Source organism: Methanooceanicella nereidis, from assembly GCF_021023085.1.
Classification (GTDB): Archaea; Halobacteriota; Methanocellia; order Methanocellales; family Methanocellaceae; genus Methanooceanicella; species Methanooceanicella nereidis.
Genome location: NZ_PGCK01000009.1, coordinates 1 through 19934, shown reverse-complemented (window position 1 = coordinate 19934; position 19934 = coordinate 1). Strand labels below are relative to the sequence as shown.

The window sequence follows — 19934 nt, the reverse complement described above, 5'->3', positions numbered from 1 at the left end:
TAGAAAGTTAAATTTAACAAGAATTTAATTATTTTAATAATATAAATATACTTCAAAAAGTGGTTACAATGAATATCGATCAACTGGAAAAAGAGTTAATGGAAATGGCAAGACAGCGTAACTCCAGCTTGCATCGTATCCGCCCTTCCGAGATCGAGATAGGCGAATGGGTAAGGTGGAAGTGCCAGTTTGGCTGTAAAGGGTACGGGAAACACCTTAACTGCCCCCCTTACGTTCCCGGGCCATCGGAGACGAAAAAACTTTTAAAAGAATATGAAACGGCATATATCGTACGGTTCCCCGGGATACCGGGCATGGAAGACCTTGATCCCGATACTATCCCGGTCAACTGGCATTCGTTCTTGAAAGACCTTATAGTATGGATACATGAGACCATGTACGACCTCGAACAGCATGCCTTTTACCAGGGGTATTACAAAGCCCTTGCATTCGGGGCTTATCCGTGCATATTTTGCGAGGATTGCATACCCGAGGAGACAAAAGGGATTATCGACGTATCCTTAAAAAGAGAATGCAGGCATATGGAAAAGGTCAGGACATCCATGGAGGCAGTGGGCATCGACGTGTTTGCCACGGTACATAAGATGGGATTACCGCTGGAAGTCGTTCCATGTAAGGGAAATGAATATGGTAAGATAATGCATCCGAATATAAACTCATATGGATTATTGCTGGTCTGCTGATGTTAAAAAGATATAAGGAAATTTTGCAAGGGGCGCCCGCCAGACATACTCTGTTAAAAATGGTAGAGGTAGATAACGAATTTTACCGGCTTGACGATGACGGGTTATGGGCCTTGCATGATGACCGTATCAAAGAGTACAGGGACTTGCTGGAAACCGCAGAAATAAAAGGTCACGGGCTTGAGCCTAAAAGCACTTTGCTGAACGTGAAAATAGAGATAGCGAAGCGCATGCTGAAGAATTGTTATTATTGCGAGGTCCGGTGCGGCGCGGACAGATATGTCCGTCCGGGAGCGTGCGGGGTAGACTTCGTATCAAGGATATCCTCCGAGTTTTTACATTATGGCGAAGAGCCAGAACTTGTGCCGTCGCATACGATATTTTTCGAAGGCTGTAACCTGAAATGCGTATACTGTCAAAACTGGCAGATATCGACCATGGTAAGCGGTCCAGTAGCCGAGCCGAAAAGATTATGCGAGGCAATAGAGCGAAGGCACCGCCAGGGCAGCAGGAACGTAAATTTTGTCGGAGGGGACCCGATACCTCATCTTCACACGGTCCTCGAGACGATCGATTGCACCCGTATTGGCATTCCGATGATATGGAACTCTAATATGTATATGACCACTGATACGATGAAATTGCTGGAAGGAGCCATAGATGTTTATCTGGCCGATTTTAGGTACGGCAACGATGAACACGCGTTAAAATATTCCAAAGTAAAAAACTACTGGGGTGTCGTCACCCGTAACTTTTTAGAAGCGCAATGCCAGGCTGAAGTGCTCGTAAGGCAGCTTGTGCTGCCGGGCCACGTTGAATGCTGCACCAGGCCTATAATAGCGTGGTGTGCCGAGAATCTCGGAAGAGGTGTCCGCTTTAACTTGATGTTCCAGTACCGGCCAGAATACAGGGCTGAAGAATACCCTGAGATCGATCGTCCGCTGACCATGGCGGAGATCCGCCGGGCAACCGAGATAGCCAAAGAGTATGGTCTTACCGATCTTGTATAAATTAAAGAGGATTAGATTTATTTAAGTTTAATGATAATATTTTTATGATAACATATGACGACACCACCCGAAACTCCTGAGAACTATGATGCTTGCATTTGCAGCAGCTGCCCAAGTTATCCCGGCGATGATAAGGTTCTGTATTGCGGCAGAGGAAAAAGTGATAAAAAAATAAATCCCGAAGGATGCATCTGTCCCCAGGGATGCCCCATATTCTCTCAATATAAGCTAAACAGCATGTATTACTGCATGGGCGGTAAGGCAAAATAATTTTTTTAATTTTTTCTAAAAATCTATATAAAAACTATTGGCCTATTTAGATATATGGATAATCTTTAGAAAGAATATAATTACTCTGTTCCTAGAAACCTTTTTTGTGGCAGTTTAGAATGCCCGGGAAGAATTCTTTCATGCCAGACGAATGTTATGTGTTAGAACATAAGGAAATATCCTCTCTTATCAGATCGCTGGCCGATCATAATATGAGCGAGAGGTCTGCCGAGTCTTTGATCAATATGGGCCGCCAGGCGGTTCAGCCGCTAATTGTTGCGCTAAAGGATCCGAACATGGACGTGCGCGGCAACGCTGCATGGATACTCGGTAGCATCAGGGACGAAAGAGCGATCGAGCCTTTGATCGGAATGCTGAAGGATGAGGAGCTGGAAGCGAGAGTCGTCGCCGGGGTAGCTCTTATCAAGATAGGCATGCCCGCAGTGGAGCCGCTCATCGCCAGCCTGAAACGCTGTGACAGTAAATTAAAAAGGACAACGGCTAACGTTCTGATGGGGCTATGTAAGGAAGATCGTGTCGATACCGGGTCAAAGCAGAAGATAATGAACACTTTAAGGTCGATATAAGGGGCGATATAAGAGATTCAGCCCGAATATCGATGGGTCACTTTCCGGTCTATTCTTATAAAAGCCCACTCACTTTTTTAATAAATAAAATAAAGGCCTTTTCTACCAGCTTAATCTTATATCTATTTTATAATATACTATAATACATGCCTGAAATGTTACCTTCCCGCGCCCCCGTAAAAGTCCCGGACCTAAAAGCATTAGGGGAATCCGATCTTCAGGTAATGTTCGATAAAAAAATTTACGAAAGAGGTAAGGCGTATTATAAGGAAGGTCGTATAAAGAGGCCGCTGATATACGGCAATATGATCATCGCCGAGTGTGAGGGGTCCACCCCGGAAAATTATACCGTGAAAGCGGAGCTGACCGATAAGGGTATCACCGCATCGTGTAGCTGCCCTTATCCTGGGTATTGTAAACATATCGCCGCCGTGATGTATGGATGGGTAAAGATGCCTTCTATGTTCAGGGACCTGAATAACGCGGAATTAGAGTTGATGAAATTTAATAAGGACGATCTCGTCGAACTTATCATGGACGTGGTAAGGTACGAGCCAGGTATACTCCCGATAGTCAATACCCGGCTTATGTCTGTCCGCGACCTTTCGGGCTCTATACGCCAGGAGCTTGATAATATCTTTTCAGGCGATGAACATGAGCATCCGGATGTGTCAGAGATCTTAAAAAGGCTCGATGTCTTCCGCCAGTATTCATCCGAGCTGCTGGATGACGGTTATATCAGCAGGGCAGTGAGCGTCATCAGCCCGGTGATCGATGGTGTGATTTCACATTATGGCTCTATAGAGGATTATGCCGGTGATCTGAGAAATTTCCTTGCTTTAGCCCTCGGGACCTACGGCAAAGCGATGTCATTGATGCCGCAGGATCTTCGCAGGGATATGATGGTCGAGGAACTGGACTGGTATCTCGAGGCCGAGTTCGGTCTGGAAGATGTATTGTCAGGGCATTTAAAAAGTATGATATTGGACCTTAAGGAAAGAAAATTCATGCAGGAGAATGTCGAGCGCAGGATATCGGATTATAAGAAGAGCCTTATTAAAACGGCACCTGAATATTCGGATGAGTACGATTTCCTCAATGAGCGTATAAGCAGGATGACAGCGTTGTTGCACGAAATAAGGGCATAAAAGGATATTTTACATTTTTTAGGGGTTTTTTATTAGTAATATCCCAAAAATTTGCGTGTGAACCGACTGTTGCCGGGACTTATGCAAACTATTATTAGGCTACGTATTAAAATTTTATCTGCCTGATTTAGTATTATTTGAAATTTTTTCAATATTCTTAATTTAAAACCAGTTTTTACAAAAATATTTTGTAATTCAATAAGTTTTATATACTTTTATTGGTATTTTACCAAATATCTACTAGAAAAGGAGAAAATCAGATAACTATGGGTAGTAGTTTCGATCTCGACGAGGTCGATTATTCCATACTCAGGCTCCTGAAGGAAAACTCGAGGATGAGCTATCAGGAAATGTCGCGTAACACCGGCATACCTGACGCCACGATACAGCACCGGTTCAAGCGCATGAAAGAGCATGGCGCCATAAACAAGTTCACTATCATGGCGAACAATGACGCGACCGGATATGCCGTGACATCCATAATGCTGATACAGACCGATACGGAGAGACATGACGAGGCCAAGACGGCGCTCGCGGAGTTTCCCGAGGTATCCGAAGTTTACGGCGTTTTGGGCGAATATGACCTTATGATCAAGGTATGGGCAAAAAGCCTCGAGGAACTTAACCGGTTCATAAATGACAGGATCAGGTCCGTAGAGGGCATTGAAGACCTGCAGGAAATAGTCCTTGTGGAGAGAGTGAAGGAAGAATCGCCTCCTGTATAGGGGTGTAAAAATGAAAGAGCCTAAGAACTTCACTAAAACGGACACGGGCAACCAGTGGTCAGAATGGTACAGAGAATTATCCGTCCAGGGCATCGAGAATCCCCGGTTTTTCAGCCAGTACGAAAACACTAAAGTATTCGATAATACCGGGGTGCTGCTGGGGCGGCTGAAGGATATGGCCATAAGGTCGGGAGAGGCCATGCTGGAGGTATCCAGTATAGTCTATGCCACCAACATTCTCGGAGAAAAAGTCATAATGCCCATGTCTAACGTAGGCTCTTTTAACGGTAGTATAAATCTGAACATAGCGAAAGAGGTCATTCCACCCGGCAAGCTATCAGAAAACGAGATGCTTATGACGGAGACCATCCTGGATAAGCAGATCGTAGATATTGACGGGCTTAAGGTCGTACGCGTGAATGACGTGATGTTAGCCCGCGTAAAGGGTATCTTAAGCGTCATAGGGGTCGATGTCGGCTTTAAAGGCATCCTGAGAAGGTTATGGGCTCCGTCGATCACAGAAAAGCTATTCGCAAAGCTTCCTAACCAGATCATCCCGTGGTCGTATATCGATCCACTGGACCCGGAACTCAGGAAGATACACCTGAATATTTCCAGAAAGAATATCCAGGACCTTCACCCGGCAGACATCGCGGACATTCTCGAAGAGCTTGATAATAAGGAGCGGCTTCTTATACTGGGGTCGCTGGACGATGAGACTGCAGCCGAAGCCCTGGGCGAGATAGAGCCTGACGTGCAGGACACCGTCATCAACAATATGGAGAGCGAGAACGTAGCAGACCTGCTCGAGAACATGAACCCGGATGACGCTGCGGATATCCTCAGCAGGATGCCGGAGGAGAGGGCGACCGAGGTCCTTGAAAAAATGGATGCCGAGGACGCCAGCGACGTCAAGGAACTGATGGAGTATAGTGAAAAATCCGCGGGAGGCATAATGACCAATCTGTTCTTAAGCGTCCCGTCAGGCACTAAAATATCTGACGTATTCTCCATCATAAGGGAATCGTGCCACGACATAGACATGATCTACTATGTATACGTCCTCAATGGCGAAGAGCATTTAATAGGCGTCCTTTCTATCAGGGACCTTTTACTGGCAGGATCGGACCAGATCATCGACGATGTAATGGAAACCGAGGTGCTTAGCGTCTTGCCTTCGTCGTCGACAGATGAGGTGGCTAACCTGCTATCAAAATATGACTTTTTAGCGCTGCCTGTAGTGGACGAGAATGGAGTGATGCTCGGCATCATCACGTTCGACGATGTAATGGATTACATCATTCCCGGGGATGTGAAGAAGCACCTGCCGAAAAATTACCCTAAATCAAGGCGTATGCATTAGGGGGCAGGGGCAATGAAGTTGAATATTCTCAATAACTTTAACACCGGGCTATCTAAGTTAAAGATGAGGAACATCGCCTTATTCCTCGCGGTGATCGGACCGGGTATCATAACGGCGAGCGTCGATAATGACGCCGGCGGCATAACGACATATACTCTTGCAGGAGCCCACTTTGGCTACGGGCTATTATGGACGCTCATCCCCATAACCATAGCTCTGATAGTGGCCCAGGAAATGTGCGCAAGGATGGGTGTCGTTACGGGGAAAGGGCTTGCGGACCTCATACGCGAGAACTTCGGCGTTAAGGCAACTATCCTTTTGATACTGGGTCTTGTTCTGGCTAACTTCGGGAATACGATGGCCGAGTTCGCCGGGGTGGCGGCGAGCATGGAAATATTCGGGGTAAGCAAATACATATCAGTCCCGATCGCCGCGTTACTCGTATGGTTACTCGTCGTAAAGGGGACCTATAGCGTCGTTGAAAAAATTTTCCTGATGGCCAGCGGTTTCTATATCACCTATGCCATATCCGGCCTTCTCTCCGGCCCGAACTGGGGTGTTGTCGCAACCAATCTTGTAGTCCCGACAATAAACGATAGCCCGGAGTATCTACTACTGTTAGTCGGTATGGTGGGCGCCACCATCGCCCCGTGGATGCAGTTCTATATACAATCGTCGATAGTCGACAAGGGCATTAAATTGTCAGATTACAAATTTACCAGGCTTGATGTGATAATAGGGTGTTTAGTGACCGATATTGTGGTATTCTTTATAATATTGACGTGCGCCACTACAATTTTTTCGAACGGGATAAGGGTGGATACTGCAAAGGATGCAGCACTGGCATTATTCCCGCTTGCCGGTAATTATGCGGCGTCATTGTTCGCCTTTGGCCTTTTCAACGCCTCGGTTTTCGCGGCCTCCATCCTGCCGCTATCCACGGCATATTGCGTGTGCGAAGGCATAGGCTGGGATTCCGGGCTTGATAAAAGCTTCAAGGATGCCCCGCATTTCTACACTCTCTATACCCTGCTGCTTGTGGTCGGAGCTTTGCTCATACTGGTCCCTAACGCGCCGTTATTGATTATCATGTGGATATCGCAGGTCATGAACGGAATGCTTCTACCGTTCGTGCTGATATTCATGCTCGTGCTTATCAATAATAAGAAGCTGATGGGAGAATACGTTAACAGCAGGCTGTTCAATATCGTTGCATGGAGCACGAGCATTGTAATGATACTCCTGACTGCCATGATACTGCTGATGGAGATATTTTAAGCTTAAAATATTGGCCGCTGAGCCGCAAATCTATCATGCATCATGACTATGCAGGATCATGATACTTTCGCGGCTCATAGATCTTATCAATGATCTATGCCAGTCTTACCGGCTCTATGGTCCCTGTCTCCTTTTCTACGACGACAGCGGTCCCGCAGGCCAGTACCTCGGTCATCGACTGCCCAAGTTCAGAGGAATCAAAGTCGACGCTTAATACTGCGTTGGCTCCCATGCTTTTTGCATGGTCCTTCATGCGCTCAAGGGCTTGCTCTCTTGATTGGTTTAAAAGCTCGGTGTACTCGTGTATCTCTCCTCCGAATATCGTCCTAAGGCTGGCCACGATGTTCCCTCCGACGCCGCGGCTTCTGACGATAAGGCCCCATGTGAACCCGATAGTCTTTGTGACACGGTATCCGGGAATGTACGGGGTGCTGACAATTATCATATCATCGTTCATGAACAAAAATAGCAACTTGATAATATATATTGGATTCGATAATCATGGCTTTCTGAATAATCGGTAGCTAAAATAACTTAAATGTTATTTATTTTAAAAAACTTAGCCTACTTCCCAAATTTCAACGGTAATTACCTTTTTTCATAATATTTTTTGCGTTTAAAGATATAATCGTAGATTTCCCATATTTATTGGGACTAAATGAGATATATCTCCATTAAACTCCAGGCAATGATATTATTGTTAATACTGCTGACACTGCCTATCATATCCGTAGGCACGATCAGCAGTATTTACTACAGGGACCAGATAAGGCAGGATATATGGGATACTAATCTTGCGCAGGCAAAGGCCATTTCTATTCTCACTTCCAACTATGTGGGTTCCGCTACAGTATATCTCGAAAGCCAATCCGTAAGGCCTTCCGTAATAAGGGCACTGGATGATGGTGACATAGCATATCTGAATGAAGTCCTCGAATTCATACGCCAGACCAGCCCTTTTTATGCCGCATATATTATTGACGATAACGGCACTATCGTCGCCAGTTATCCGTTTTCCGATCTTGTCGGGAAAAATTATTCGGAAAAGCCTCATGTTCTCAATCCTTTAAAGACCGGGAGTTCATACGTCACGGACGCATCGATCAGCCCGATCGTTAATAAGCCGACCATATACATAGGAGTCCCGATAAAAAAGGATGATAAGACCATTGGCGTGATCGTCGGGACTATCGACCTTACAGAATATTCGGCATTTGTTCTCGAATCACAGACGAGGAACAGGGAATATACATACCTTGTGAACAGGACCGGTCATATTTTTGTCCATTATAATAAAGGGTATATGGACACTATGAAAAACTACTCCTATGTCCCTGGAGTCCGAAACGTTCTCCGCGGCGAAGAGGGGGTCATTGAGCAGTATAACCCGGTAGAGAATGACATCCGTCTAGCGGCATATTCACCGGTATCCAAATACGGTTGGGGGGTTGTCGTAGCTTTACCGGTTGACATCGCGTATCAGCCCATTACAGAGACTACGAACGCGTTTATAATCTTTATTCTATTCCTGATCTTATTATCGTCGGTTATCGCGTACCTGATAGGGAAATACTTCGTAGACCCGATAATAAAGATGGCAAGGGCTACGATTAAAATGCCCCGGGGCGATTATCGTAAATACCTGCCTATTGAACGTAATGATGAGATAGGCGAACTTGCCAGGTCGATGGATGCTATGGCCCAGGAGATAAGGACCGACCAGGAAAAGATAGTCAATGCAAAGAACCATGCCGAAGATGAGAGAAATCGTGCAGAGCTCTACCTTGATATAATGGGCCACGACATCAATAATCTTAACCAGACCACGCTGAACAGCCTTGAACTGTTAAGGGAAGACGAGACTCTTACGGATGAACAGCGGAAAAAGCTAATGGATAATGCCATAGCGAGCATTCAGGGAAGTGCCGGAATAATAGACAATGTGAGAAAAATACAGAGGATCACCAGCGAAAAACTAGAGCTTGAGATCGTTGACATCAATAAAATGATCCTTAGCTGCATTGATGAGGCTCCCCATCCCCCGGGTAAAAAGGTAGCAATACATTATACTCCACATGAAGGCCTGTATGTGCGGGGAATATCATTACTTAAGGAAGTTTTTTGCAATATAATAGATAACTCGGTAAAATATTCCGGCGACGAGGTCGATATCAATATCGTTACCGGTGAAAAATATATCAACAGTAAATTGTTCTATACGGTGACCATCTCAGATACAGGGTACGGTATACCTGATGATGTTAAGCCAAAACTGTTCAGGCGGTTCCAGCGAGGTACCACTAAGGCCCATGGTAAAGGGCTTGGCCTGTATATAGTTAGAACGCTTGTCGAGCGGTTCGGAGGCTCTGTAGAGATCAGGGACAGGGTGCCCGGGGATCATAAAAAAGGAGTGAGCTTTATCATATCTCTTCCGGCGGCTGATGAGGAATATGGATAGAAAAGACCATGCGGCAGGTATTGCGATAGTTGAGGACGAGCAGGAGCTCATCAATATCTATAAGCTTATCCTGAAAAGGATGGGCGTACCGATCATATTCATAGCCTATGATGGCCATGATGCGGTAAAAAAGTTTTCAAGTTCTGAACAAAAACCTGATATCATCATCATGGACCATAGACTGCCAATAATGACCGGACTGGAGGCGACGGAAGAGATCCTGAAGATGAAGCCCCAGACAAGGGTGATTTTTATCAGTGCCGACGAAGATATCCGGGATAAAGCTTTAGAGGCCGGTGCCGTTGCATTTATTAAAAAACCCGCAAGCTTGAGCGTTATAAATGATACCGTGGATGCTGTCATTAAAGGATGCCAGCATCCAGCTTCTTAAAATTTTATATTAGATTTTGAACCGCGTATGACACCGCATTTCTCCAGATCTTTATGCCGTCGCCTTCTTCCGGAAGGGGCATATTTTTCCTGGCGTGCTCCTCGCGTATGCGAGTGTAATGCGGATGGTTCGTAATGTGATTGAAAGCTTCCGGATGCGGCATCAACCCGAATATGCGGCCCGTCTCATCGCATATGCCCGCTATAGCATCCACCGACGCGTTGGGGTTCATCGGGAACTCCATCGTAGGCCTGTTGAACTGGTCAACATACTGCAGGACGACATGCCCGCCGTCCCAGAGCCTCTTTAGTGCAGCGTCGTTTTCAGGGATGAACTTTCCTTCACCGTGCCTTATAGGCGCATACAGGCTTTCAATGCCTTTCGTGAATATGCATCTGGAATCCTGGTTGACCTTCAGGTTGACCCACGCGTCCCTGAATCCCTTATCGTTATAGAATAATGTCGTTGTCTGCGTGGTGTAGTTTTTATCAAAAGCCGGCAGCAGCCCCATCTTCACGAGTATCTGGAAACCGTTGCATATGCCGATGACAAGCTTGCCGTCGTCTATGAACTTGAGGATGTGATCGACCATTGGCCCTTTCGGGGTCTTCGCACATAGCAGTTTGTTCGCGAAAACGATTCCGCTTCCGAGGTCGTCTCCGAACGAGAACCCTCCGGGGAAGTTAAGTATGTGGAAATCTTCCAGGTCATACTTACCGTCTATGACGTCGTTGATGTGGGCTATCGTGGCCTCCGCGCCTGCGAGCTCGTTCGCATATGCGGTTTCCATCTCGCAGTTAATTCCGTATCCTGTCAATACAAGCGACTTTACCTTTGCCATGTTTACCACCTCAGCGGGTATTGCCACGAATCTTTCAATGCTCCGATGATCGTGTCGATCATGCGAATACCTGCCAGTCCTCTTACAAGGAAGCGGTCATCGTTCCTGGTCATGCCTATCTGCGCGCATGTGACCCCGTCCATCATTCTTTCGAACTCCTTAGCCTTGTCGGGTGATACTGTCACGACGAACCTGCTTGCGCTTTCCGAGAAAAGGACCTGTGCGTCCTTGCCGATCCTTTCCGCCGGCACCTTTGCCAGCTCGATGTCCGCGCCATATCCTCCTGCGAAGCAAGTTTCCGCAAGGGCCACTCCAAGGCCTCCGTCAGAGCAGTCATGGCATGAGGCCACGAGACCGGCCTGGATCGCGGACGATAATGCCTGATAGGTCTTTTTAGCTGTCTTTGCGTCCACTTTAGGCACCTTATTACCTTTATACCCCAGGCTGGCATAGAACCTTGAGCCTCCCAGCTCGTCTTTCGTCGTGCCTATCACGTAAATATGGTCTCCCGGAGCCTTTGCGTCCATCGTTACGCACTTTCTGACGTCCGGTATCACACCTACTGCAGAGAAGAGCACCGTCGGAGGTATGGATATCTTATACTCTTTGCCGTCCTCGCCCTTAAGCTTATAATCGTTCTTCATCGAGTCTTTGCCCGAGATACAGGGCGTGCCATAAGCGACGCAATAATCGTAGAGTGCCATGTTAGCCCTTACCAGCTGCGCCAGCTTGTAATGGCCGTCAGGAGTCTTTTCAGGATCATAGACCGGATCGCACCAGCAGAAGTTGTCGAGCAGGGCTATCTGGTCAAGGCTTCCGCCTACCGCTATGATGTTCCTGATAGCCTCATCGATAGCGTTGGCCGTCATATGGTAAGTGTCAATGTCCCCATAGAACGGGTTTATTCCGTTGGATACGGCTACGCCTTCCATCCTTCCGAGCACAGGCCTTATCACTCCGGCATCGCCGGGGCCGTCATTATACTTGCCCGTGAGCGGTTTTATGACAGAGCCTCCCTGCACTTCATGATCGTACTGCCTGATGACCCATTCTTTGCTCGCGACGTTCAGGTCCGAGAGCATTTCGTGAAGGATCATCGTGAGTCCCTCGTCCGATATTTCCGGCTCCGGGTATTTCGGCTCTTTCCATACTGCTTCAAGCTTCATCTCCGGAAGTCCGTCATGCAGGAAATCCATATCCAGATATGCGACTGTATCGTCGCCGTAAAGCGCATGGAATTTTTTGCTTCCTGTGAATCTGCCTAGCACCGTAGCCTCTACGCCGCGGCGTTTGCATAATTCCATCAGCTCGTCTATCTTTTCCGGAGGCACTGACAGTGTCATTCTCTCCTGAGCCTCAGATAACAGTATTTCCCATGGGTCAAGCCCGTGGTATTTGAGAGGGGCTTTCTCAAGGCGGATCTCGCATCCGCCGGAAAACTGCGCCATCTCGCCTACAGAGGATGAAAGCCCTCCTGCACCGTTGTCCGTAATGCACTTATATAATCCCATGTCCCTTGCTTCAAGGAGTAGATCAAGCATCTTTTTCTGGGTTATGGGATCACCTATCTGCACCGCAGTTGCAGGCGAGCCTTCATGTAATTCCTCCGATGAGAATGTGGCGCCATGGATACCGTCCTTTCCGATACGGCCTCCCATCATGACTATAAGATCTCCCGGGTCGGCGTTTTTAACTTCAGAGGGCTGTCCGTTTATCTTTGCCGGCATGATGCCTAGCGATCCGCAATATACGAGCGGCTTTCCTCCATATCTGTCGTCGAACAAAATCGCCCCGTTGATGGTCGGTATGCCGTTCTTGTTACCTCCGTCCTTGATGCCTCTTACGACACCCTCCATAATCCGCCGGGGGTGGAATATCCTCGGCGGAAGTTTTCCTTTATAGTACGGCGAAGCGAAGCACAGCACATCCGTGTGCGCGATGACCTTTGACCCGAGGCCTGTGCCTGCGGCATCCCTGTCCACGCCGACTATGCCCGTGATCGCGCCTCCGTACGGGTCAAGCGCTGACGGGCTGTTATGAGTTTCCACTTTGAATGCGATGTTATTGTCCCCGGTAAACTTTATGACCCCGGCATTATCTTTGAATACCGAGACCAGCCAGTCTATGTTCTTTGATATTTCTTCCGTGGACTTTCTGATATATGACTTGAAAAGGCTGTTCACTGTCAGCTGCCGGTTGCCGTCCCTGTAATCTATGGTCGCGTTAAAGATCTTATGCTTACAGTGTTCGCTCCATGTCTGTGCCAGAGACTCGAGCTCTACGTCAGTAGGGCGCTCACCAAGGCCAAGTTTCTTTCTTTCGGCAATTATCTCCGGGTCTTTAAAATAGTCCCTGATGCATTTCATCTCTTCCAGGGTTAACGCAAGAGTACCTTTCTTGCTGATCTCGATCAATTCGGAGTCGCTAACGTCAAGGTTTATCTCGACGACTTTTGGCTTGTGCGTATCCCTGACCAGCGGGACATAAGGCTCGATCCCTTTTCGCGAGTCCCAGGAACGGCCGTCGACTATCTCAAAGCGCTCTATAAGCTCATTTCCGAGCAATTCCTTACTGATGCTCTCTACCTGCTCTCTCGTCAGCTTTCCGCTGATAAGGTACTGCATCGAGGTATGTACGGACTCGTTACCTGCGAGCTTACGTCCAAGCCTGTCCTCGATGGCCTCTTTACCGGTCTTTCCTTCATTATCTGTGACACCCGGCTTGAACCCTACTTCGACGAGCCAGTCGAAACCGCTCGCCAGCGGCCTGTCTATCGAATGTTCCTGGACTACCTGGTCAGAGAAAGGCCCGCTTGCCACGGCTTTTTTCTCCACGTCCGTAAGTCCGGCGTTGACCGTGTACACTTTTATGGTCTTGACGTCGCCTACATTGATGTTAAGATGATCTTTAATTGATCGTTTAATGCTCTCTCCGAGAGCGTCCTTGAATTCTGGCTTTAGCGCCACCTCGATCCTGAAAGGCATTTAAACTCCTCAAATCCTGTATAATTGATTATCGTCATCAGTATAATTAAGCTTATTGACCCGTCAATATATGACGTTTCCAATCGTTCTAGAGCGCTTAAGATATTTAAAATCTCTCGATGCAGGAGTATTCTTCGCTTATGGATTAAATAGCTTTATCATTAAGGATAACCCCTGTCAGGGAAAAGGCGCTAAAGATACTGGCCATGAATGTCCGTTCATTCCCTCGGATTTTTTGATAGAATTATCCCGGGGGCTGTACTAGATTAGCCAATGTGCTAATCTATGAAAATGAAGCTAACCAATTGTAAATTAAAGAAAAATACTCAACTTAAGCTGCTTGAATATTTCGTGCTGGAAGTTACCGCCAGATCAGCAGCTGATTTGCTTGATATTCACCCCAATACGGCAGCTCTTTTCTATAAAAAGATCAGGCAAATTATCTCCTTTCATCTGGCGCTTCAGGCCAGTGAAGTTTTTGATGGTTGTATTGAACTAGATGGGGGCTATTTTGGTGGTGTGCACAAAGGTAAAAGTGGGGAGAGATGCGGCTGGGAAAGTAGCTGTATTTGGTATCTTAAAGCGAGGTGGCAAAGTTCATACTGTCGTTGTTGACGACACTAAAAGCTCAACGCTTATGCCTGTGATCATTCGCAAAATAGCGCCCGACAGCATTGTCTATACAGATACTATAAGAGTTACAATGCGTTGGATGTCGGTAGTTTTCACCATCAGCGGATTAATCATTCAACACACTTTTCCAGGGGTAAGAATCATATCAATGTTATTGAAAATTTTTGGGATCCGGCCAAAAGAGTGCTGAGGAAATATATGGAATCCAGACGGATTCTTTCCCACTGTTTTTGAAAGAGTGTGAGTTCAGGTTTAATTACCGAACATCAAAGCAACAACTCGAAACGTTGAGGCTGTGGTGTGATATGTAAAACCCTTATATACAACAATCACAAAGGGTATATTCCAGTTATTACACAACTTAGTAAAAGGAGTTTTTACATTGGACATCCCACGTATCTTCAACATTACCGAAAGTGCTCACCGCATCCATAACCCGTTCACACCAGAAAAGCTCGCCACTCTCGGCGCGGCGTTGCGCCTGGAATCGGGGACTCGTGTGCTCGACCTCGGCAGCGGTTCGGGCGAGATGCTGTGCACCTGGGCACGCGATTACGGGATCATCGGCGTCGGCATCGACATGAGCCAGTTGTTCACCGAGCAAGCGAAACTCCGCGCCGAAGAACTCGGAGTCGCCGATCGAGTCGAGTTCATCCACGGCGACGCTGTCGGCTACGTCGCCGACGAAAAGGTCGGTGTGGCAGCCTGTCTCGGTGCCACGTGGATCGGTGGGGGAGTCGTCGGCACCATCGAGCTTCTGGCGAAGAGTCTCCTCTCCGAAGGGATCATCCTCATCGGCGAGCCCTACTGGCGGCAGTTACCACCGACGGAAGACGTTGCTAAGGGATGCAATGCCGATTCTATCTCCGACTTTCTCATGCTTCCAGACCTTCTCGCGTCTTTCGGCGACCTCGACTACGACGTTGTGGAAATGGTTCTGGCTGACCAAGATGGCTGGGATAGGTACGAGGCGGCCAAGTGGCTCACCATGCGCCGATGGCTCGAAGCGAATCCCAACGACGACTTCGCGAAAGATGTTCGAGCCAAACTGACTTTGGAACCAAAACGCTATGCCGCGTACACGCGTGAATACCTTGGATGGGGCGTGTTCGCGCTGATGGCGCGGTGATGTGAGGCAGCCGGGATATTCGGCGGATCGTCAACGGCTGGGGCGGCTGAGCTACACTCGGTGGCTCGTCGAAATGTGAGTTCATCTTTAATTACGGAACACCCAGGCAACAACTCGAAACGTTGAGGCTGTGGTGTGATACATAAAACTCTAATCTAGTACAGCCCCTTATCCCAGCTTCAGATATGTGATCTCATATCCCTTGTCAATATAATCCATAACAAGCTTGCCGCTGGCCTCATAGCTTTTTGTCGTGTCGTCGATGTCGAAAGACCTCACGACAAGGTTCGTTTTGGATTCCTGTATCATTTTATTTCCGTGGCATTCCATCTCCATTATTTTATGTAGATGAACTTCGCCGTTCAGCGTCTTATCCATGGTCATGGAAATGACTGCCCGGGGCTGTAACACTATCTTTTTACATATCCAGCAAAAATGCTCTACGTCGTATTCGTCAATGTTTATCCGCACGATATTGACCTCGTCATGCTGTGATGTTTAAGCGTCCCGGGCGGGGCTTACGAGATATGTTGATCCTGGTATTATATGATTGTTATGCATCTGCTTTCTTAATATGCATTAGATTCGCCATAAACAGGCTGTAACAGGAAAGATATATACAATAACCGGCAAATCTTATAAACATATATAAAATAACACAATCAATAAATAATGGCGAATAAACATATTTACATAAAAATATTCAAATAAAAAGCCATCATGATAAGGGGGAGAATGAAAATTATAAATAAGCCTTTATCATTCGTACGAACGATCACTTTTATCATAGCGCTATCGTTGATCAATACGATATATCCTCTAAGAGCTAACATTAAAAACAGGGCCGGCGGCAGATCAAACCTTTCTTTACTTCCATTGCCTCAGGTCTGCCAGAGCACTTCGCACTCCTGCGGGGCTTCATCGCTCCAGTCAGTCCTTAATTACTGGGGAATAAGCAAGCGTGAAGATGAATTGATGAAGCTGTGCAACACTTCGACTGACGGCACTTTTCCTTATGATATCGTTGAAGTGGCCCAAAAGCTGGGCCTTAATGCCGAGCTAAGGCAAAACCTTACTGTAAAAGACCTTGAGATGTCTGTAAGCAAAGGTATCCCTGTCATCGTGCTAGTCCAGGCATACAAGGACGACAAAGGGTTATCATGGGCAGATGACTGGGACGACGGGCATTATATGGTCATAATAGGTGTAGACCAGAGGAATGTTTACCTCGAGGACCCTGAATTGCTGGGCAGCAGAGGGTTCATACCAAGGGACGAGTTTGAGGGTAGATGGCACAGCCGCGAGAGATCGCATGACGGAAAGCTAAAAGAAAAGTTCATACGTACAGGCATATTCATACGGGGTAAAAAACCTAAATATCCCCGCCCCTTCGTACGCATATGTTGACTATTGTATGTCCTGTGATCGGTAAAGCCTCCAGTCTAATGTATAACTGCGTACAAGCCTCAGCAATTATATACTTAATGCGGGGCACATCAATTTTCTTCATCGAAAGCCTTATACTTACGCAAAGATACATTTCAAAGGTTAAACGACCTTGTTAACGACCGTTAAACATATTCTATATCAACCTTAAAACAAAGGCGGGTCAAATTCATGAGAGATATCGATTCGATCAGAGCGGACCTCGAAAAGTTCACTGAGGACATCGAAAGGGAACAGTACGAAAATTTTTCGGGGCAGAAGGACGATTTCGACACGTCGAGCATATACGCCCGGTATGATAATATTTTCCAGGATGCCGGGCTGCTCGAGGAGATAAGGTCCAAGAAATATTCAGTATCCGGCTCGGAAAGATCGAGGCTGAGCTACCTGTATTCATTTTTAGTCACGAACTATATCGATAGAAAGACATCGGTATTGACCGATAATATACTGACGCTGGAGGCAAAGACCGAGGTCGAGGTAGACGGCAGGAAGATGCCTTTCAGGTACTGTTCGGTGGCTCTGACAAATGAGGCCGACCATGATAAAAGAGAAATGATCGATAAGTCCAGAGAACCCGTATTCGATCAATTGAACCCGCTGATGACAGAACGGCTTAACAGGATATATGACATAACCGAAGGACTGGGTTATTCTAACTACGTGGAACTTTGTGAGGACATTACGGGTATTGACCTGTACGATCTGCGTTTAAAGATGCAGAACATATTGTATCGTACGGACAGGCTTTATACTCGCTATTTCCGTATGGCCTGTAAAAATATCCTCGACCTTAACCTCCCGGATGTCAGAAAGCACGATATAGCATTTCTTTTCAGGGCAAAAGGGTTCGACCCCATCTTTAAGAAAGATAATATGATGAAAGTCGTAGACAATACCCTTTCAGGAATAGGGCTGTCCCTGAACAATAATTTGAACATAAAGCTCGACACGGAAGAAAGAGAGAAAAAGAGCCCGAGGGCGTTTTGCAGCCCGATCAAGGTGCCGGATACTGTCATGCTGTGCATAATGCCGAAAGGCGGTATGGATGATTACCGGGCGTTTTTCCATGAGATGGGCCATTCACAGCATTTCGGGAACGTGAACCCCTCAATGCCGTTCGAGTTCAAGTATCTTGGCGATAACTCCGTGACGGAGTCTTATGCTTTTCTATTTGAGCATCTGGTGTCGAATAAGAACTGGATCGGCCAGAACTTTGAGGTCACTGATGAAGAACTGTACCGGATAGTACAGTTCACGTCTTTCCATACCCTGTACATGCTCAGGCGATACGCCGCAAAGCTGCTATACGAGATCGAACTTCACAGCGGCGCCGATAATCCGGAAAAAATATATTCCCAGTTACTCGGGGATGCGCTCAAGTTCAAGCATCCGGAGAACCAGTACCTGTATGATTGCGACCCCGGATTCTATTGTGCCAACTATCTGCGCGCCTGGATGTTCGAGGTCCAGCTGAGGAATGCGCTCGTCGACGACTTCGGGACTGTGTGGTGGAACATAAAGGATTGCGGAGAGTATCTGAAGGATATCTGGAGTATCGGGCAGAAGTTCAATTGTGACCAGATGGCTAAGAATCTGGGATATTACGGTATTGACGAGTACCCACTGATAAGAGAGCTGGAGAAAAACCTGAGGTATTAGTATGAATGGTATTGCGGAAAAGCTTAAGGATTCGCTTATCGAGATCATGGATATTAAAAGCGGGGACGTTGCCCTGATAGTTTATGATGAGTATGCAAGAGAAGTGATGGAGACCACTAAGAAAGCCCTGGAGATGGTGGGCGTAAAGGTGTCCGGCTATAAGCTTCCTGAAGCGGGGAGGCCGTTGAAAAAGACGCCTGCAGAACTTAATAAGCTTTTAAGCGAACTGAAGCCGAACCTTGTGTTCAACCAGTTCAAGGGAATAGGCGAAGAGACGCCGTTCCGCATTAACCTCCATCATGAAGAATCACAGTATGGGGCAAGGGTAGGCCACTCCCCGAGCATAACTATCGATATGATAAAGTACCCGATGACCGCTGATTTTAAGGCGATAAAGGCGAACTCGGAAAGATTAAAAGAAAAATTCAAGGGTGTAAAGACTGTAAGGCTGACCACTAAAAAAGGCACCGACCTCATGTTCAGCATCGAAGGCCGCGACTTCCGCGATGACATCACCATTCACCCGGGAGAAATGGGCAATCTTCCTTCGGGCGAGATGTGGTGCGCCCCGGTAGAGCATAGCATGAACGGCACTATTGTCTGCGACGGAAGCATAGGGGACATCGGACAGGTAAAGGAAGACCTCACCATCAAGGTTAAGGGCGGATATATCGTATCGCTGGAATCAAAGGACAAGGACCTTATCAGGCGTGTTGAGGAGCTTTCAAGCGTCGATGATGAGGCCAGGCTCGCGGGCGAGTTCGGCATCGGCCTGAACCCGAAAGCAAGGCTGACCGGCATCCTCCTTGAGGACGAGAAAGTCGGAGGTACCTTGCATATCGCTTTCGGTGCGAACGAGGATATGCCCGGGGGACAGAACCATAGCATGACACACCGGGATTATCTGTTCAAGGAGCCTTCTATCATAAACGTCGATACCGGCGAATACATAATGAAGGACGGAAAGATACTGATATGATCAGTATCCTTTTAATTAATCCAATTTTTAAACAAAATTTTAAATTCCTTTTGTTGATAGCTTTTTAACTTTACTTCAGGCACCAGGGCAACTAAGGTCCACCATTTTTCACCACTAAGCGCACAAAGGCGAATAGGGTCCGCAAATTTTTTTATAATATGATAACTTTTTAAAAAAGTCCTTTGTGTACCCTTGAGCCCCAGTAGTTCCGTTGGTTTGCTTGTGGTTGTTTGGTTAGGGGTTGTGTTTTTTTGTTTTTTGTGTGTTTTTTTGTTTGTGTTGTTGTTTGGTGTTTGGTGTTTTTTGTGTTTTGGTGTCTTTTTTAG

General features: G+C 46.9%; 19 protein-coding genes and 1 pseudogene. 15 read left to right on the top strand and 5 right to left on the bottom strand.

All coding sequences use genetic code 11. The features are described 5' to 3' along the window. The first annotated feature begins 68 nt into the window (after positions 1-68). The 8 genes from CUJ83_RS10870 to CUJ83_RS10835 all read left to right on the top strand — a co-directional run bounded on the left by CUJ83_RS10870 (position 69) and on the right by CUJ83_RS10835 (position 7085). Positions 69-704: a DUF2284 domain-containing protein gene (locus CUJ83_RS10870; protein WP_230742339.1), complete on the top strand. Its 636-nt coding sequence runs from the start codon at positions 69-71 to the stop codon at positions 702-704. Then, on the top strand, positions 704-1714 hold the full coding sequence (locus tag CUJ83_RS10865) for a radical SAM protein (RefSeq protein ID WP_230742338.1): 1011 nt from the start codon (positions 704-706) through the stop codon (positions 1712-1714). The genes CUJ83_RS10870 and CUJ83_RS10865 overlap by 1 nt, the downstream gene beginning before the upstream one ends. Before the next feature lie 54 nt (positions 1715-1768). Then, on the top strand, positions 1769-1984 hold the full coding sequence (locus CUJ83_RS10860; RefSeq protein ID WP_230742337.1) for a DUF2769 domain-containing protein: 216 nt from the start codon (positions 1769-1771) through the stop codon (positions 1982-1984). A gap of 140 nt (positions 1985-2124) precedes the next feature. Further along, positions 2125-2571, top strand: coding sequence for a HEAT repeat domain-containing protein (locus CUJ83_RS10855; RefSeq protein ID WP_230742336.1), 447 nt, complete (start codon positions 2125-2127; stop codon positions 2569-2571). Between the two features lie 146 nt (positions 2572-2717). Beyond that, positions 2718-3719: an SWIM zinc finger family protein gene (locus CUJ83_RS10850; RefSeq protein WP_230742335.1), complete on the top strand. Its 1002-nt coding sequence runs from the start codon at positions 2718-2720 to the stop codon at positions 3717-3719. 266 nt (positions 3720-3985) lie between these two features. Continuing rightward, entirely contained in the window at positions 3986-4444 is a 459-nt protein-coding gene (locus CUJ83_RS10845) for an Lrp/AsnC family transcriptional regulator (RefSeq protein ID WP_230742334.1), read from the top strand. Positions 4445-4454: 10 nt separating this feature from the next. After that, the gene (locus CUJ83_RS10840) at positions 4455-5807 is read left to right on the top strand and encodes a magnesium transporter (RefSeq protein WP_230742333.1); all 1353 of its coding nucleotides are present in this window, start codon (positions 4455-4457) and stop codon (positions 5805-5807) included. 12 nt (positions 5808-5819) lie between these two features. Then, positions 5820-7085: an Nramp family divalent metal transporter gene (locus CUJ83_RS10835; protein ID WP_230742332.1), complete on the top strand. Its 1266-nt coding sequence runs from the start codon at positions 5820-5822 to the stop codon at positions 7083-7085. A gap of 94 nt (positions 7086-7179) precedes the next feature. Here the strand turns inward: CUJ83_RS10835 and CUJ83_RS10830 are convergent, their stop codons facing one another. Next, positions 7180-7542 carry a heavy metal-binding domain-containing protein gene (locus CUJ83_RS10830; RefSeq protein ID WP_230742331.1) on the bottom strand — a complete coding sequence of 121 codons (363 nt, stop codon included), beginning with the start codon at positions 7540-7542 and terminating at the stop codon, positions 7180-7182. A 201-nt stretch (positions 7543-7743) separates the two neighbouring features. Here CUJ83_RS10830 and CUJ83_RS10825 point away from each other — a divergent pair, with 201 nt between their 5' ends. After that, positions 7744-9543: a sensor histidine kinase gene (locus CUJ83_RS10825; RefSeq protein WP_230742330.1), complete on the top strand. Its 1800-nt coding sequence runs from the start codon at positions 7744-7746 to the stop codon at positions 9541-9543. Then, the gene (locus CUJ83_RS10820; RefSeq protein WP_230742329.1) at positions 9536-9934 is read left to right on the top strand and encodes a response regulator; all 399 of its coding nucleotides are present in this window, start codon (positions 9536-9538) and stop codon (positions 9932-9934) included. The genes CUJ83_RS10825 and CUJ83_RS10820 overlap by 8 nt, the downstream gene beginning before the upstream one ends. Before the next feature lie 4 nt (positions 9935-9938). Here CUJ83_RS10820 and CUJ83_RS10815 read toward each other — a convergent pair whose 3' ends face one another. Continuing rightward, on the bottom strand, positions 9939-10775 hold the full coding sequence (locus CUJ83_RS10815) for a phosphoribosylformylglycinamidine synthase subunit PurQ (protein ID WP_230742328.1): 837 nt from the start codon (positions 10773-10775) through the stop codon (positions 9939-9941). Positions 10776-10777: 2 nt separating this feature from the next. Beyond that, positions 10778-13759, bottom strand: coding sequence for a phosphoribosylformylglycinamidine synthase subunit PurL (gene purL, locus CUJ83_RS10810; protein ID WP_230742327.1), 2982 nt, complete (start codon positions 13757-13759; stop codon positions 10778-10780). Between the two features lie 291 nt (positions 13760-14050). On the opposite strand from purL, the pseudogene CUJ83_RS10805 reads away from it, so the two are divergent. Together CUJ83_RS10805 and CUJ83_RS10800 are read left to right on the top strand one after the other, a co-directional pair. After that, positions 14051-14703, top strand: a pseudogene (locus tag CUJ83_RS10805) (IS1595 family transposase). 71 nt (positions 14704-14774) lie between these two features. After that, the gene (locus CUJ83_RS10800) at positions 14775-15521 is read left to right on the top strand and encodes an SAM-dependent methyltransferase (RefSeq protein ID WP_230742326.1); all 747 of its coding nucleotides are present in this window, start codon (positions 14775-14777) and stop codon (positions 15519-15521) included. A 168-nt stretch (positions 15522-15689) separates the two neighbouring features. Here the strand turns inward: CUJ83_RS10800 and CUJ83_RS10795 are convergent, their stop codons facing one another. After that, the gene (locus CUJ83_RS10795) at positions 15690-15992 is read right to left on the bottom strand and encodes a hypothetical protein (RefSeq protein ID WP_230742325.1); all 303 of its coding nucleotides are present in this window, start codon (positions 15990-15992) and stop codon (positions 15690-15692) included. Positions 15993-16256: 264 nt separating this feature from the next. Between CUJ83_RS10795 and CUJ83_RS10790 the strand changes: the two genes are divergently transcribed. The 3 genes from CUJ83_RS10790 (at position 16257) to CUJ83_RS10780 (ending at position 19608) form a co-directional block, all read left to right on the top strand. Then, positions 16257-16928, top strand: a complete 672-nt coding sequence (locus CUJ83_RS10790) for a cysteine peptidase family C39 domain-containing protein (protein WP_230742324.1) — start codon at positions 16257-16259, stop codon at positions 16926-16928. A 210-nt stretch (positions 16929-17138) separates the two neighbouring features. Next, positions 17139-18629, top strand: coding sequence for a hypothetical protein (locus CUJ83_RS10785; protein ID WP_230742323.1), 1491 nt, complete (start codon positions 17139-17141; stop codon positions 18627-18629). Position 18630: 1 nt separating this feature from the next. Next, positions 18631-19608 (top strand): aminopeptidase, encoded by a 978-nt coding sequence (locus CUJ83_RS10780; protein ID WP_230742322.1) that lies wholly within the window; start codon positions 18631-18633, stop codon positions 19606-19608. An 11-nt stretch (positions 19609-19619) separates the two neighbouring features. On the opposite strand, the gene CUJ83_RS10775 is transcribed toward CUJ83_RS10780, so the two are convergent. Continuing rightward, positions 19620-19934, bottom strand: a 315-nt coding sequence (locus CUJ83_RS10775; RefSeq protein ID WP_230742321.1) for a hypothetical protein, incomplete at its 5' end; no start/stop codon positions are given.

Bases quoted from the DNA above. Each gene is read 5' to 3' on its own strand.
- CUJ83_RS10845 (WP_230742334.1), top strand. From the start codon at position 3,986: ATGGGTAGTAGTTTCGATCTCGACGAGGTCGATTATTCCATACTCAGG.
- CUJ83_RS10830 (WP_230742331.1), bottom strand. From the start codon at position 7,542: ATGAACGATGATATGATAATTGTCAGCACCCCGTACATTCCCGGATAC.
- CUJ83_RS10865 (WP_230742338.1), top strand. From the start codon at position 704: ATGTTAAAAAGATATAAGGAAATTTTGCAAGGGGCGCCCGCCAGACAT.
- CUJ83_RS10785 (WP_230742323.1), top strand. From the start codon at position 17,139: ATGAGAGATATCGATTCGATCAGAGCGGACCTCGAAAAGTTCACTGAG.
- CUJ83_RS10850 (WP_230742335.1), top strand. From the start codon at position 2,718: ATGCCTGAAATGTTACCTTCCCGCGCCCCCGTAAAAGTCCCGGACCTA.
- CUJ83_RS10860 (WP_230742337.1), top strand. From the start codon at position 1,769: ATGACGACACCACCCGAAACTCCTGAGAACTATGATGCTTGCATTTGC.
- CUJ83_RS10815 (WP_230742328.1), bottom strand. From the start codon at position 10,775: ATGGCAAAGGTAAAGTCGCTTGTATTGACAGGATACGGAATTAACTGC.
- CUJ83_RS10840 (WP_230742333.1), top strand. From the start codon at position 4,455: ATGAAAGAGCCTAAGAACTTCACTAAAACGGACACGGGCAACCAGTGG.
- CUJ83_RS10825 (WP_230742330.1), top strand. From the start codon at position 7,744: ATGAGATATATCTCCATTAAACTCCAGGCAATGATATTATTGTTAATA.
- CUJ83_RS10780 (WP_230742322.1), top strand. From the start codon at position 18,631: ATGAATGGTATTGCGGAAAAGCTTAAGGATTCGCTTATCGAGATCATG.
- CUJ83_RS10870 (WP_230742339.1), top strand. From the start codon at position 69: ATGAATATCGATCAACTGGAAAAAGAGTTAATGGAAATGGCAAGACAG.
- CUJ83_RS10790 (WP_230742324.1), top strand. From the start codon at position 16,257: ATGAAAATTATAAATAAGCCTTTATCATTCGTACGAACGATCACTTTT.
- CUJ83_RS10835 (WP_230742332.1), top strand. From the start codon at position 5,820: ATGAAGTTGAATATTCTCAATAACTTTAACACCGGGCTATCTAAGTTA.
- CUJ83_RS10820 (WP_230742329.1), top strand. From the start codon at position 9,536: ATGGATAGAAAAGACCATGCGGCAGGTATTGCGATAGTTGAGGACGAG.
- purL (WP_230742327.1), bottom strand. From the start codon at position 13,759: ATGCCTTTCAGGATCGAGGTGGCGCTAAAGCCAGAATTCAAGGACGCT.
- CUJ83_RS10855 (WP_230742336.1), top strand. From the start codon at position 2,125: ATGCCAGACGAATGTTATGTGTTAGAACATAAGGAAATATCCTCTCTT.